The sequence below is a fragment of the Nocardia sp. GP40 genome (assembly GCF_050434125.1).
Taxonomy (GTDB): domain Bacteria; phylum Actinomycetota; class Actinomycetes; order Mycobacteriales; family Mycobacteriaceae; genus Nocardia; species Nocardia albiluteola.
The window spans coordinates 70594-85478 of the sequence record NZ_JBNPVW010000018.1 but is presented as its reverse complement, the minus strand read 5'-3'; the positions used below and the strand labels follow the sequence as shown (position 1 = coordinate 85478).

9 protein-coding genes are annotated in these 14885 nt (G+C 70.1%); 3 read left to right on the top strand and 6 right to left on the bottom strand.

From position 1 onward, the window contains the following. Positions 1–59 precede the first annotated feature (59 nt). Positions 60–1748 carry a hydrogenase maturation protein gene (locus ABH933_RS38845; protein WP_429419442.1) on the bottom strand — a complete coding sequence of 563 codons (1689 nt, stop codon included), beginning with the start codon at positions 1746–1748 and terminating at the stop codon, positions 60–62. A gap of 419 nt (positions 1749–2167) precedes the next feature. Next, positions 2168–3133, bottom strand: a complete 966-nt coding sequence (locus tag ABH933_RS38840) for a LysR family transcriptional regulator (RefSeq protein WP_429419444.1) — start codon at positions 3131–3133, stop codon at positions 2168–2170. Positions 3134–3269: 136 nt separating this feature from the next. On the opposite strand from ABH933_RS38840, the gene ABH933_RS38835 reads away from it, so the two are divergent. From ABH933_RS38835 to ABH933_RS38825, 3 genes are all read left to right on the top strand, one after another. Then, positions 3270–4640: an MFS transporter gene (locus ABH933_RS38835; protein WP_429419446.1), complete on the top strand. Its 1371-nt coding sequence runs from the start codon at positions 3270–3272 to the stop codon at positions 4638–4640. 44 nt (positions 4641–4684) lie between these two features. Then, complete coding sequence (locus tag ABH933_RS38830) at positions 4685–5434, top strand: 3-hydroxybutyrate dehydrogenase (RefSeq protein ID WP_429420177.1); 750 nt, start codon at positions 4685–4687, stop codon at positions 5432–5434. Between the two features lie 291 nt (positions 5435–5725). Continuing rightward, positions 5726–7966, top strand: a complete 2241-nt coding sequence (locus tag ABH933_RS38825; RefSeq protein WP_429419449.1) for a sensor histidine kinase — start codon at positions 5726–5728, stop codon at positions 7964–7966. 236 nt (positions 7967–8202) lie between these two features. On the opposite strand, the gene ABH933_RS38820 is transcribed toward ABH933_RS38825, so the two are convergent. The 4 genes from ABH933_RS38820 to ABH933_RS38805 form a co-directional block, all read right to left on the bottom strand. Next, entirely contained in the window at positions 8203–10398 is a 2196-nt protein-coding gene (locus ABH933_RS38820; RefSeq protein WP_429419451.1) for an acyltransferase family protein, read from the bottom strand. A gap of 334 nt (positions 10399–10732) precedes the next feature. Next, the gene (locus tag ABH933_RS38815) at positions 10733–11932 is read right to left on the bottom strand and encodes an Ig-like domain-containing protein (protein WP_429420180.1); all 1200 of its coding nucleotides are present in this window, start codon (positions 11930–11932) and stop codon (positions 10733–10735) included. 1477 nt (positions 11933–13409) lie between these two features. Further along, a complete protein-coding gene (locus ABH933_RS38810) occupies positions 13410–13640 on the bottom strand; it encodes a ferredoxin (RefSeq protein ID WP_215917026.1) in 231 nt (76 codons plus the stop codon). A gap of 3 nt (positions 13641–13643) precedes the next feature. Beyond that, a complete protein-coding gene (locus tag ABH933_RS38805) occupies positions 13644–14858 on the bottom strand; it encodes a cytochrome P450 (protein ID WP_429419453.1) in 1215 nt (404 codons plus the stop codon). Between the last annotated feature and the right edge of the window lie 27 nt (positions 14859–14885).

Sequence of the window (14885 nt, the reverse complement as noted above, 5' to 3'; positions counted from 1 at the left end):
TCCGGAAAAAGCGATGCCGGGACCATAGTCGAATTTGCCGGGTCTGTGAAGCTGATCGTTTACCGGAGTAGGTATGCCGGGGTGACCGTCGGCTTGGTGCCGTAGACGAAATCCCGGCGCAATTCGTGGTATGGCTCGTCGGGCTCGAAGAAGTTGCGGCGCATATGCGCCAATTCTTCTTCCCGATATACGGCAAGGGGTTTGGCGGCCTCGTCGGCCACGCGGCGCCGCTTCTTGCCCAGCAGGCGCTCGCCCAGTTGGGAGGAGGAGGCCAGGGCCGCGGCCTCGCCGCGCGCCCAGGCCCAGAATTCCGCGGCGCTGCCCGCGGCGACGCGGTCGACCAGGCCCACGGTGGCGGCCTCGCGGGCGCCCACCGGAAGGGGGGTGCCGGTGAGGCGCTGTGCCTCGGCCGCGCCGACGCGCCGCGGCAGGGTGTAGGTCCAGTACTCCGACCCGTAGAGACCCATCAGGGTGTAGTGCGGGTTGAGCACGACCGATTCGCGGCACCAGACCTCGTCGGCGGCCAGGGCCAGCATCACCCCACCGGCGGCGGCGTTGCCCGCCAGCGCGGAGATCACGAGCTTGTCCGTGGTGGTCAGGATCGCCTCGACCAGATCGTCCATGGCATTGATGTTCTGCCAGGACTCCTGCGCCGGATCGGCCGCGGCCTCGATGACGTTGAGATGGATGCCGTTGGAGAAGAAGTCGCGCGCCGGGCCCAGCACGAGCACGTCGATCGGGCGGCGGCACGCGTCCCGGTACGCCTCGAGCAGGCGGCGGCACCGGCGGGTGTCCATCGCGCCGCCGGGGAAGGAGAATTCCAGATAGCCGACCGTGCCCTGCTCCCGATAGCGCAGCTCGGACCAGGTATCGCGCCCGGCGGCCGCGGCCGGAGTGAGCGGCTCCACGGGGACGCCGTCGAGGGCGGCTCCCAGCACATCGGTGGCGGGGCGCTTGAAGGTGGCAGGCCCGTCGGGGATCCGGCGCGGGCGTAGCTGCGGGATCCACACCGCCCCGTCGACGGTGGCGCGGCAGATGGCCCCGTCGCGGGTGGCGATGACGGTGCCCGGGATGCCGTGCAGCCGATCCTCGTAATGTGCTCCGGGAACGAAGTATTCGCGCCCGAACAGCACATCCAGCACGCCGGGCTGGGAGTCGGCGGCGCGGAGCTTGCGCAGCACCGTGGCGGTGGTGTCGATCGACCAGTCGATGTGGCGGAACTCCTGGGCGTGGTAGGGCCGCAGCCGGCCACGCACGTCGGGGCGCGCGTAGTCCAGGGGTTCGGGGACGTAGGTGCCGGCGGCGAACCGGTCCACCGCCAGCAGCACGGCGCGCACGGCGGCGTCGGCGACCTCGTTGCGGTACAGCTCGCTCTTCCCGCACTCCGGGACCGCGAAGGTCTCGGTGGCCCAGATGGGACCCGCATCCATCTCGGCGACGGCCTGCAGCACGGTGACGCCCCATTCGGTGGCGCCCTCGGAGATCGCCCAGTCCAGGGAGGACGGCCCGCGGTCACCCATCGGCCCGGGATGCACGATCAGCACCGGGATCCGGCTCCAGACGTCCTCGGGGATCGCGGTGGTCAGCATGGGCGCCACGATCAGATCGGGATCGAAGGTCTCCACCCGCGCACGTAACAGATCCCCGCCCAGGGCCAGTTCCACGCCGATGTCGTGCTGGTCGCGCAGCTCGGTGTGGACGCGTTGGGTAAGGCTGTTGAACGCGCTGGCGACCAGCAGGATGCGCACGGTGTTCCTCCATCAGGCAGGTGTTCGGAAACGCGCACTCGGTGCCGGGTGCTGGTTCAGTCGAAAAAGCTAGCCAAATGAGGGCTCGGACGCATCTTTGCGAACGCGATATGGCGTCCGCACGAGACCCGGTCGGGGCGGTGAGTTCGATTGGCCGACAAGATTTCCGAGCTGGCCGGGGCATGCACTCGAAGGGCAGGCTACCGCGCGGCAATCGGCAATGGGGCGGCATGGGCATCGGATATGTGAGTAGGCAAGACTCTTGCGCGTCTGTGACCTCGTCACATGAGGGACCCGACCCGGGGTGCGGCCCTCGAATGGCTATTTGCCACGGGCGTTTTCGTGGATGCTCCGGGCGTTCGAATGCCCCCCGTGGCGTGTTGATGTCATGTCACATATACGTCATTGTCGTATGCGCGTTATTCCGTTGGGGAATCGGGAAATTCGGCCGTGCGATAGGGAAATTCGGCCGTGGCGCCGAGCATGGCGTGCCGCTGTTCGGTGACCAATTCATCGATCGCGTCGACCACGGCGCTCACCTCCGGGCGGCGCAGGGTCTCCGCGCGGGCCACGAGCCAATAGCTCAGCCGCACGGCCACCTTGTCGGGCAGCACCCGGACGAGGTCGGGGTGCCGATCGGCCATGAAGCACGGCAGCAGCCCCAGTCCGGCCGCGGCGCGGGTGGCCTCCACGTGCACGAAAACGTTGGTGGAGGAGACCGATTCGCGCATCGCGGGCGCGAAACTCGAGGCCAGATCCAGATCGTCGACCTGCAGCATCGCCTCGATGAAGTAGACCAGCGGATGGCGGTGGAGTTCCCCGACGGTGTCCGGGGCGCCGTGCTCGGCCAGATAGCCGCGCGAGGCGTACAGGCCCAGGCAGTAGTCGCCGAGGCGGCGCGCCTGCGCGCGCAGCACCCGTGGCCGCCCGACCACCACCTCGAGGTCCAGGCCCGAGCGCTGTGTCGAGGCCCGGCGGGTGGCGGCCACCAGTTCGACCGCTATCCGGGGGTGCCGCCGCTGCACCCGGACCGCGGCGGGGGCGGCGACGTAGGCACTGAACCCGTCGGTCGCCGAGATCCGCACCACCCCCTCGAGGGTCCGGCCGCCGTCGGCGCCCAGGGAGCGGACCGCGGCCTCCACCGCCTCGGCCGCGGCCAGCGCCCCGCGACCCAGATCGGTGAGCTCCCAGCCGCCGCTGGCACGGGCCAGCACCCGCCCGCCCAGCGCGCGCTCGAGTGCGGCGATGCGCCGCGAGACGGTGGTGTGATCGATGCCGAGTTCGTCTGCGGCCGACACGAATCGGCCCGTCCGGCCGACCGCGAGCAGCACCAGTAGATCGTCCGCGCTGGGGCGGCGGAGCGGTTCCGGGGTCATTGCCTGCATATCTGCAGTTTTGCAGATACCAGGTGCGGATCTGGGCATTGCGGGCGCGGATATCTGCACCAATACTCGGACCATTGATGTGTCGGCCATCACATCCTGCTGGTGAATGTGGTCGCAGTCACGAAGGAGAAATGCGATGACGGTGTCCAATCCGACACGGCCGGGCGGAGATTCGGGCGGAATGCTGGCCGGATTGCGGCGAGTGGTGCTGGCCTCGATGGCCGGCACGGTCGTGGAATGGTACGAATTCTTCCTCTACGGCACCGCGGCCACGCTGGTGTTCAGCAAGGTGTTCTTTGCCAAGGGCGGCAACGAATTGGACGGCGTCCTGGACGCATTCCTCACGTACGCGGTCGGATTCGCCGCGCGGCCGCTCGGCGGGATCGTCTTCGGCTATTTTGGCGACCGGTACGGGCGAAAGACGTTGCTGCAGTTCAGTCTGCTGCTGGTCGGCGCCTCGACCTTCCTGATGGGCTGCCTGCCCACCTTCCATCAGGTCGGCTACTGGGCCCCGGTGCTGCTGGTGCTGCTGCGATTCCTGCAGGGCTTCGCGGTCGGCGGCGAATGGGGCGGGGCGGTGCTGCTGGTGGCCGAGCACGCGCCCAGTCGCACCCGCGGCTTTTGGGCGAGCTGGCCGCAGTCCGGGGTGCCCGCCGGAAACATGATCGCGACCGTCGTGCTGCTGATCCTGACCAACACGCTGTCGGACGCGGCATTCCTGAGCTGGGGCTGGCGCGTGGCGTTCTGGCTGTCGGCGGTGATCGTGTTCATCGGATACTACGTGCGCACGAAGGTCAGTGACGCGCCGATTTTCGTTGCCGCGCAACGGGAGCTGGAGGAGAGCAGGGCACGCTCCGAGGGCGTGTTCGAGGTACTGCGGCGGTATCCGCGCGGAGTGTTCACCGCGATGGGCCTGCGCTTCGGTGAGAACGTGATGTATTACCTGGTGGTCACCTTCAGCATCACCTACCTCTCGGTGCATCTGCACATGAAAACGCAGGTCATCCTGTGGTGGCTGCTGGCCGGACACGCCGTGCACTTCTTCGTGATCCCGGCCGTCGGGCGCCTCGGCGACCGGATCGGGCGGCGGCCGGTGTATCTGGTGGGCGCGCTGGCCACGGCCACGTGGGGCTTCTTCGCCTTCCCGATGATGGACAGCAGGCACAACGCGGTCATCATGGCCGCGCTCATCCTCGGACTGGTCTTCCACGCGTTGATGTATGCCGGGCAGCCCGCGATCATGGCCGAGATGTTCCCGACCCGGATGCGGTATTCCGGTGTGTCCCTGGGCTATCAGGTGACCTCGATCGTGGCCGGATCGCTCGCACCGATCATCGCGGTGCGGCTGCTGAAGTCGTTCGGCAGCTCGGTGCCGATCGCGTGGTACCTGGCCGGTTCGGCGGCGATCACCGTGGTCGCGGTGCTGTTCACGCGCGAGACACACGGCATCGACCTCGAGGCCGTGGACCGGGCCGACGCCGCGCGGACCGATAGGGTTGCCGCGTGACGGAGCGATCGAACGGCGCGGCCGAGGGTGCGGACGGATCGTCGATGAGGGGCGAGCTCTCCGGCCGGACGGCCCTGGTGACCGGTGGCGGCGCGGGAATCGGGGCCGCGTGCGCGCGCGAGCTCGCCACCCGGGGTGCATTCGTGACCGTCGCCGATGTCGACGGCGACGCGGCGGGCGCCCTGGCCGACGAGATCGGCGGCGCGGCGTGGGTGGTCGACCTGCTCGAGGTCGGCGCGCTCGAGGAGCTGCGGCTCGAGACCGACATCCTGGTCAACAATGCCGGAGTCCAAACCATTAGTCCCATCGAGGATTTCGCGCCCGCCCGGTTCCGCCGGATGCTCGCGCTGATGGTGGAGGCGCCGTTCCTGCTGGTGCGCGCGGCGCTGCCGGGCATGTACGAGCGAGGCTTCGGGCGGATCGTGAATATTTCGTCGGTACACGGGATCCGGGCCTCGCCGTACAAGTCCGCGTACGTTACCGCCAAGCATGCGCTCGAGGGCCTGTCCAAGGTGACCGCGCTCGAGGGCGGCCCGCACGGGGTGACCAGCAACTGCGTCAACCCCGGCTACGTGCGAACCGCGTTGGTGGACAAGCAGATCGCCGACCAGGCGGCCGCGCACGGCATCGGAGAGCAGGAGGTACTCGAGAAGGTACTGCTCACCGAGAGCGCGATCAAACGACTCATCGAGCCCGCCGAGGTGGCCTCGCTGGTCGCCTGGCTCTCCTCCGAGACCGCGGGCATGGTGACCGGAGCGTCGTATGTGATGGACGGCGGGTGGAGCGCCCGCTGAGGGTGGGCGGATCGTCCGCGGCACGGCCGCATCGGTCGGGATCACGCCGTCGGCATGGGCGGCTCCGGCGAGTCGGGCCGCGGTCGGACGGGAGTCGCGCGAGTTCCGGCGAGTTCGGATGTGAGCGGGCGAGATCTTCTGGTGCCCAACAGGAATGGATCGAGCAGCTCCGAAGTCGGTGGTGCTGGTAGGAATCGGGTGTTGTCGATCCGAATCACACTGGGATCGCGCGGCTCCCACCATCGGATGCGGGATTGCGCGGTTTCCCGCGCGATGCGCGATGATGAGAACGTGCGCTGGACTCACGGGAGGACGGGTGCGGCTCGCGGGCGCGACGTCCGTGGGGACGCGCCGATCGGGCGGGCGCAGGCACGGGCGCGGCGCTCGCTGGGATTCGCGGTGGGGACCGGGACGGTGCTCTGGGTGCTGGCACACCTGCCGTTGATCATCGATCAGGATCACGACGTGCAGGCCTGGTGGACCCCGGTCGTCGTCGCGGGGCTGCTGGTGTGTGGCATCCGTCTCCTGGCCGCATCGGCGAAGGGCAGCGGTAGCGGGGTGGGCGCGGCCGCCGGGTGGCTGGCCGCGATGCTGCTGGCGGGGCTGGGGACCCTCCCGCTGGCCGGGGACTACAACTGTTTCGGCATCGACGGCACCTGGATTCCTCCGCTGTCCTCGGCCGCGGCGGTCGCGGGGGTGCTGGTGTGGCGGCGCTGGTGGCCGGTGAACCTGCTGATCTGCGGTGCGCTCGCCGCGGGAGTGGACGCCTACACCTCCGGCGGCACCGGAATCCATTCCGTCGCCGAGGATCTCGTGCGCACCTGGGTCGTTGCGGGATTCCTGGCCTGGACCTCGTCGCGGCTGCTGCACGCGGCGATCGAGCTGGACATGATGACCGCCAACGCGGTGCGGCACGCCAGTGTGGCCGCGGGCGCCGAGGCCACCGAGCGTGAACGCACCCGGTTCGCCGGTCTGATCCACGACAACGTGCTCGCCACGCTGCTCGACATCGCCCGCGGGGGGACGGGGGAGCCGCTGCGCCGCGCCTCGGCACGAACCCTGCGGCAGCTGGACCTCAGCCCGCACGACTACGCCGCCGACGACGACGCGCCGACGCCCGAGGCGATCGAGATGTGCCGCACCGAGGCCGCCGAATGCGGCGTGCCCTTCGAGGCGCACGTCGGCGAGCACGCCGTGCCGCGCATACCCCGCGAGGTGATGATCGCGCTGGCGGGCGCGCTGGGTGAGGCGGCGCGAAACAGCCTGCGGCATGCGGGATCCGGCGGGCGCACGGTGTTACGGGCGGTGCGGCTGGCGGTCGACGAGGGCGGCGTGATCGTGCAGATCGTCGACGACGGCGCCGGATTCGATCTCACCGCCGTGAGCGTCGAGCGGCTGGGCGTGCGCCAGAGCATCCTGTGGCGGATGCGGTGCGTGCGCGGCGGCGATGCGAGCGTGGAGTCCGCGCCCGGGCGCGGCACGACGGTGACCCTGCGGTGGACCCATGCCGAATCCGGCGGCGCGCCGAGCCAACCGGCGCTGATCGGGGTGCGGGGACTGTCGGGCATCGTGATGATGGCGCTGATCGTGCTGGCCGCGGGGATGCTGATGATGGGCTATACCAAGGGCAATGGCAGTCTGCCCGCGGGCATCGCCGCCTTCGGGACGGTGATAGTCGCCGGTGCCGTGGTGCTGATACCTCGCGACGATCCGCTGCCCATGGCCCGGACGTGGGCGGTGGTGCTGGCGGGGCCGCTGTCCGCGGCGATCATCAATCTCGGCCCGCACCGGGCGCACCATGCGGTGTGGGTGGTGGTCGCCTACTCGTATGTGCTTGCGTTGCTGGCCGTTCGGGGCCGGGTCGCGGCCACGCTGGCCGGGTTGGCCGGTGCCGGGATCACGTTCACCCTCGCCAACGGGTCCCTCGATCCCGCGATCGACGGCACGGTGGTCGCCGCGGCGGCGGCGTTCGGGGGTGTCGCGTTCACCGTATCCATGCGGCCGCTGCTGCGCTCGTACCACAGCGCGCGGGCCGAGATCGCCCGCCACGCAGGGGTGGAGGCCCGCGCGGCGGCCCGCAGCCTCGAAAGGCGTAGTCAGCTGGCCTATCTGGACCGCACCGCCCGTCCCGTGCTCGAATTCCTCGCCGCGGGCGGCACGCCCACGGCCGATCAGGTGCGCGAATGCCGTTTACTCGAGGCCGAGATACGTGATCGGCTGCGGGCGCCGGGCTTGGCCGTTCCGGCGCTGGTGCGCGCGGCGCGCGAGGCGCGGGCCCGGGGTGTGGTGCTGACCCTGCTCGACGACGGCGGAATGGGCTCGGCCGCACCGCGAGTGCGCGAGGCCATCGTGAAAACTGCCGTGGCCGAACTGGATTCGGTCACCGAGGGGCGAGTGACGGTGCGAGTGCTGCCGCCCGGTCGCGGCAGCATCGCCACCATCGTCTCGGTCGAGCCGGATACCTACCGCCGCATCGAGATCGATGCCGCGGGTGTGCCCTCGGCGATCTCGGAACCGGCCGCCGCGGGCTGAGGCCCGGGTCAACTTGCGGGCGTAGCTGCGGAACAGATAGGCGTCCTTGCCGTTGCTCGAACGCTCGAGGCCGGTGGCGAATGCCATGACGAAGTCCGGCGGAATGGCGGGGGCGCGCGTGTCGCCGTCGGCCTTCACATGTACCTCGGTGACCGCCATGACTGTCGCGAATTCGACGGCCGCGGCGAGGATTTCGCCGCCGCCACCCAGACCTCGTCCGGATCGGTCACACGCCCTCACCACCAGCCCAGGATCGGCCGCAGGGCGCGGCTCAGCGCGGGTGCCAGCGACCGCGAATAGGCCGCGGTCAGGTGATGCTCGTCGTGATAGATCAGGATATTGCCCGCCGACACGGGGCAGACATCGGCCGCGCAGACCGCGTCGGTGAGGTCGATCGGGAACACGGTGGGGAATCGAGCCGCGAGCGCCGCCTCGGGGTTGACCGGGTCCAGGGCGAAATCGCGGGGTAGGCCGCAGGACCTGCTGGTGCCTCCGCTCGCGAGGCAATCCGTCGCGCGATAGCGCACCCCGTTGTGGCGCAGCCACGGGGTGTCGCGCATGGCCAGCACATTCAATCCGCGGTCCGTGAGCTGCGACCACACGTTGAGATAGTCCTGCGGGGTCTCGTCGCCCGCACCGGCGCGGGGGCGGGTTCCGGTGGTGAACACCCAGTCCGGGCGCTCCTGGCCGAGCCGGTCGATCACCTGCCGGGACCAGTCGCGGCAGTCCGGAATCGCCTCGCCCTTGTAGGACACGTCGTCCGAGACGGTCAGCGGGCACCCCATCTTCAGCATCACGCGGATCCGGAATCCGTGCTCCCGCGCGAGAATCTGCAGGGCGGGGAGCCAGTGCTCGGCATGGGAGCTACCGACCACCGCGATCGTGCGCTTCGCGGCCACGTCGCCGTAGTCGCAGATGGTGAGCGTGGTGGTCGAGAAATCGGAAATGCAGCCGTCGGCGGTGGACTGAGGCGCGTCCGCGGGCGCCTCGAGGACGGTCGGGCGCATCCGCACATGCGGCACCGTCGCACCCGAGGCCAATGCCTCCGCACCGGGATACAGATGTGGGTCGAGGGTGGCCGGGGGCCGCGGGGGACTCGCACCCATCGCAACGTGCCAACTGGTGCTCAGGCCGATCGCGACCGCGCCGATGACAGACACGGCCACGCCGATCCGGCGGCGGTAGTGGACGGGGGTGCGTGGGCCAGTCGCGGGACGCGTCGTGGCGGTTCGGCGGCGACCGAAGACAGCAGCGTGCCGAGGCGTAGGTTCGGCTGCGCCGCCGGTCTCGGCTGTGTCGCTGTGTGCGCCGTGAGGCACGCGCGTCGAGCGCAGCCGCAGCGGTTCTTCGATCAGGTGGCGGGTCGCGTAGGCGAGCACCAGTGAGACCGCGATGACGACGAGGCCCGCGACCGGCCCGGCCTCCGGGGCGCCACGCTCGGCCAGGTAGTAGATCAGTATCGGCCAGTGCCACAGGTACAGCGCGTAGGCCAGCGCGCCCAGCTCGACGACGGGGCGGGTCGCGAGACAGCGCAGCAGGCGGGGCCGTCCGGACGGTTCGAGGTTGTTGCCCGCCAGGATGAGTGCGGCCGCCGCGCCGACCGGGATGAGGGCGGCCGGACCGGGAAAGACCGCCGCGCCGTAGACGAGCTTGCCGCACACCGCGACGATCGCGAGCCCGGCCGCCGCCAGCGCGGCCCGCAGCCACCGCGGCGGGGTGAGCCACGGTGCCGCGATGGCCAGCAGCGATCCGGCCAGCAGTTCCCAGGCCCGCGCGAACGAGTCGTAGTAGTTCCAGCCCTGATGCGTGACCGTCCCGTGCATCGCGTACACGAACGACGCCCCGGCGAGCACGCTGAGCAGGGCCAGCAGCACCGGGCGCAGCGCACCCTGGCGCCCCGCCCCGTGGCAGGCCCACGCGAGGAGTGCCAGCAACATGGTGATCGCCAGATAGAACTGCCCCTGCACCGACATCGACCACAGGTGCTGCAGCGGGCTGACCGACGGATCGGCGGCCAGATAGTCCGCCGAGGCCAGCGCCAGATGCCAGTTCTGGTAATAGAACGCCGAGGCCACGGTCTGATCGGCGATATCGGACCACTGGGTGATCGGCCGCAACACCATCGCGGCAACCACTACCGCCGCGAGCACCACCACCAGCGCGGGCAGCAGCCGTCGCAGCGTGCGTCGCACCGTGTGCGCCACCCGCACCCGGCCTCCGGATTCGGCCTGGCGCAACAGCAGTCCGGTGAAGAAGAATCCCGACAGCACCAGGAAGACATCCACGCCGCCGGACACGCGCCCGAACCAGACATGGAACGCCACGACCAGCGCGATGGCAACACCCCGCAAACCGTCCAGATCCAGCCGGTAGGCAGGTGCGGCACTCCCGCCGTCGCGAGCCGCGGCATCCGCCCTACCAGACCCGTTCATCGACCCCGAACGCCTGATCGCCGCTGGCAGAGCGGGTGTGGCGGTACCGCCGCCAGGGCGGACGGTCGGCGGAGCAGGACGGCGCACATCATCGGGGGAACCGGCACGGCAATTCTCTTATCACGCAAATGGCCGCTGATCCAAAGCGCCACACGCGGCTCTGAGACTCGCCGCACATTCCCAGCTACCAGAGCATGCTCGGTCGATTACTTCGAATGATCCGGCGGCAGTGGGGTATCGGCGCAGGACCCACCGCCATGGCCGATCGTCTGGGTTCGTCGTGCGGGTGCGCGGCGGGACAGGTCCACAGACCCGCCCCACCGCGCACAGCGCGTCAGCTCTTCGCGTTGCCCGCCTGCCATGTGGACCACGGGACTTCCCAGTCGCCGTAGGTGTCCCAGACCGGCAGCGCCGGGCCGCCGGAGTTGGTGATCTCGACGACGTCGCCGATGCCGAAGTGGTCGAAGAACCACTGGGCGTTGGCGGGGGAGAGGTTCACGCAGCCGTGCGAGACGTTGCTGCTGCCCTGCTGGCCGACCGACCAGGGCGCCGAATGGACGAATTCACCGTCGTTGGAGATGCGTTCGTCCAGCGCCACGGTTTCCTTGTAGTACCCGGGCTGGCCCTGGCAGGTGCCGTAGGTGCAGGAGTCCATCACGATCGAGGGCTGCTTGTCGGAGATGACGTGCGGTCCCTCGTGCGAGGGGAATCCGGGTGAGCCCAGGCTCATCGGCAGCTGGTTGATCTGCTTGCCGTTCTGGAAGATGGTGAGCTGATCGGTGCTGCCGTCGGCCTTGGCGACCATGGAGTCGTGCACGGTGTAGTCGGCGCTGTTGTTCTCCGCGCCCAGCACCCCGTTGCCCAGGTCGACGCCGACGACGTCGGCCTCGATGTGGATCTTGGTGCCCGGCTGCCAGTAGCTCGGGCCGCGGTAGTGCACGTCCTTGTCGTCGACCCAGTACCAGGCGCCGGGCTGCGCCGGGGTGACCGTGACGTGCAGGTGCTTCTGTACCTCGGCCTTGTTGGAGACCGGCTTGGTGAACTGGAACACCATCGGCTGGCCGACACCGATTCCGGTGTTGGCGACCACGTCCGGCGCGGGCACGACGTTGGCGTAGGCGGTGCGCCCGGCGGCCATGGTTTTGACCGTGAACGTCTTCTGGTTGTGCGTGCCCTCCTTGTTCACCGCGTCGACGACGACGGTGTACGCGGTGCCGAAGGCCAGCGAGTCGGTATTGGCCCAGCTGAGCTGATCGGGTGCAATCGTGCCCGCGACCGGCTTGGTGCTGCCGTCCGAGGCGGTGAACGTGGCGTTGACCGAGGCCAGGTGACCACCGGTGACCGACACCGCGATCGGGGCGCTCGGGTTGATCGGAGCGCCTGCGGAGGCCGGCACGCTGATCATCGCCGGGGGCGGCGCGGGCGAGGTGGTCGGGCCCGCGACCAGGCTGCCGGGGCCGTGGCCGGAGGTACCGAGCACGACCGCGGCGACGGCGATGATCACGACCACCGCGGCGGCCAGGGCGATCCACAGCCCGCGGCGGCTGCGGCGGGGCTCGGATCCGCCGGGGCCGCCGGTCCCGGGGGTGGCCGGCGGGATGCGCGTCGGCGGCGGGACCGCGGCGGCGGGAGCAGGGGCAGGGATGACCTTGGTGGCCTGGTCGGGGGAACCGGACTCGGGCGCCGCGGAACCCGGGGGAGTGCCCTGCGGGCCGGGTCGGGACTCGATGCCGGCGGCCATGCCCGCGGCCGCCTTGTCGATCACGACGGTCTTGTCCGACGGCGGCTGCGCCCGCGACTCCTCGCCCGGGCGACCGGACGCTGCGCGCTGCTCGATGAAGACCGTCTTGTCGGCCGTATTCGACTGTGCGGAAAAGGGTTTCGTGGCGTCCTCGGTGACGGCCGGAGGCTGGGGCGCACCGGACGGCGCCACGGTCCGCGGGGCGGGCGGCTTGCCGCCACCCGGAGCAACGGGAGCGCCCGGATTGGCCGCCTTACCGGTATTCGACTGCGGCCCAACGGGAATGGCTTGCGTGGCAGCGGCGGAAGGATCCGGCCGGCCCGTGGGGTTGCTGGGGCGCGGTCCGACATTGCCGGGCGCGGGCGACGAATTGCCCGGTCGCGGCGGCATATTGCCGACGCCGGGGGCTGGGGTGCTGATCTGAGGTGGCACGTTGCCCTGCGGCACCGCGTTGCCGGGGCGCGGGGGAACGCCGCCCGGTCGCGGGGGCGTGCTGCCGGGCTGCGGGGAGGCATTGGCGGGTCGCGGAGCGCCACTACCGGACTGTGGAGGCGTGTTGCCGGGGCGAGGGACGTTGCCGCCAGGCTGCGGAGGAACGTTGCCGCGGGGCTGCGGAGGAACGTTGCCGCGGGGCTGCGGAGGAACGTTGCCGCGGGGCTGCGGAGGAACGTTGCCGCCGGGCTGCGGCGGGGTGTTGCCGGACTGCGGGGCGGGGCTGCCGGACGGCGGTGCGGAGTTGCCGGTGTCGCGGGGGTCGCCGGAGGTCGGTGCGGTCACGGTGTTCTGTTCGTCCTTACCGGTCGGGGCGTTAGCGCCGACCGATATATCGATGCTCGCCTAGTTCTTCCCGGCGCGCGCGGCACCGAGATCATCGGGTTCATTCGTCTGGACTCATCATTCCCCCACATCGGCCAGTATTCCATGTCCGGCTGTGGGCCCCTGCGCCCACGCGCCCCGGCCCTCCGGGCGGCGGCCAGGTCGCTACCGCATTCCTGTATACACCGATGCCGCCGGGGATCGCCGAAACAGTCGGCGGGCGCGATCTTCGCAATCGGAAAGAAATCCCTCGCGAAAAGCCCCGGACGGACCCGGCCGCATCGCCCGGGTCGACCAGGTTCCGTTCAGCTGGAGCGGTGCGAGGCCGGCAGCGGGTAGCTCCACTCGGGGCGTTCCTGGTGTCGCGCTGATGACTGGGACATGACGAATTTCACGTTCCCCCTAGCGGTTACCGGCCACAGTCGTCCGCACACAGACCCGCTTCGGGTGAGACTTACGGCTCCGGGGCCAGCACTTCACCGGTCTCGGCCGCCCGGACGAGGATCGCCTCGACCGGGCAGGACTCAGCGGCGTCCAGCACCGCCTCGTCCGGATCGATGAGCTCGGCGGCCGGCTGCGACCGTTCGCCGACGAGCGAGAAGCGCCCCGCGGCGGTCCCGGTGCAGACTCCCGAGCCGATGCAGGTGCCCTTGTCGACCGTGACGCGCCATTGCTGTTCGGTTATGGCCTACCAGCTCACCGGCAGTGCCTTGGGGCCCCGCACCAGCAGGCCCGTCTTGAACGGCACCTCCTCCGGGGCCACCGCGAGGGTGAGGCCCGGGAAACGGTGTAGCAATGATTCGAAGGTGACCTGCAGCTCGACGCGCGCGAGCTGGGCGCCGAGGCAGTGGTGCACGCCGTGCCCGAAGGCGATGTGGGGATTGTGCCTGCGGGCGAGGTCGAGCTCGGCGGCCGCGTCGAAGACGGATTCGTCGCGGTTGGCGGACTGGGTGTTCACGAACACCGTCTCACCGGCGCGCACGGTGACACCGCACAGGTCGAGATCCTCGGTGGCCACGCGGCCGAAGGCGGCGCCGCCCGACCCCAGCTGCACATAGCGCAGCAGTTCCTCGATCGCGCCGGGCATCAGTTCGGGTTCCCGGCGCAGCCGCTCCCACTGTCCGGGCATGGTGAGCAGGGTGTAGGTGAAGTTGGCGATCTGGCTGGCGGTGGTCTCGTGCCCGGCGATGAGCAGGGTGATGCCGAGCTGGACCAGCTCGGCCTCGGTGAGGCGGTCGTCCTCGTCGCGGGCGGTGACCAGCGCACCCAGCAGATCGCCGCCGCCGCCGGTAGGATCGGCGCGGCGCGCGGCGACCACCTCGGCCAGATACGCCTCCAATCCGGCTCGGGCGGCGGCGATCTCGTCGGCGGTGTAGGCGGTGGTGGACAGTGCGGCGTCGGAGAAGTCCCGGAACCGGTGCTGATCGCTCGGGGGCACGCCGAGCATCTCGCAGATGATGGTGACCGGCAGTGGAAGTGCCAGCTCGGCCACGAGATCCGCGGGAGCGCCGTGCTTTTCGAGCGCGTCCAGGCGCTCGTCGACGATCTGCTGGGCGCGCGGGCGCAGCTGCTCGACGCGACGCCCGGTGAACGCCTTGGCGACGAGCCGGCGCAGCCGGGTGTGATCCGGCGGGTCCATGCTCAGGAGCGTGTTGGGGCGGCTCGGCTGGGCCAGCACCCGGGGGATGTCCTCGCGGTCGACGGTGGCCGCGCGGCTGAAGCGCGGATCGGCCAGCACGAATTTGACATCCTCGTACCGGGTTACGAGCCACCCGTCGCCGCCGTAGGGCATTCGGACGCGGACGATGGGTTCCTCGCGGCGCAGTGCCACGAGTGCCGGATCGATATCGAGCCGGATCGGCGGATTGAAGGGGTAGCGGCGCACCTCGGAGTCGACCGTCATGACATCTCCCTATTCCCCCTCCCCGCT

Coding starts and splice junctions, on each gene's coding strand:
- ABH933_RS38840 (WP_429419444.1), bottom strand. CDS start 3,133: ATGCAGGCAATGACCCCGGAACCGCTCCGCCGCCCCAGCGCGGACGAT.
- ABH933_RS38835 (WP_429419446.1), top strand. CDS start 3,270: ATGACGGTGTCCAATCCGACACGGCCGGGCGGAGATTCGGGCGGAATG.
- ABH933_RS38830 (WP_429420177.1), top strand. CDS start 4,685: ATGAGGGGCGAGCTCTCCGGCCGGACGGCCCTGGTGACCGGTGGCGGC.
- ABH933_RS38820 (WP_429419451.1), bottom strand. CDS start 10,398: ATGAACGGGTCTGGTAGGGCGGATGCCGCGGCTCGCGACGGCGGGAGT.
- ABH933_RS38805 (WP_429419453.1), bottom strand. CDS start 14,858: ATGACGGTCGACTCCGAGGTGCGCCGCTACCCCTTCAATCCGCCGATC.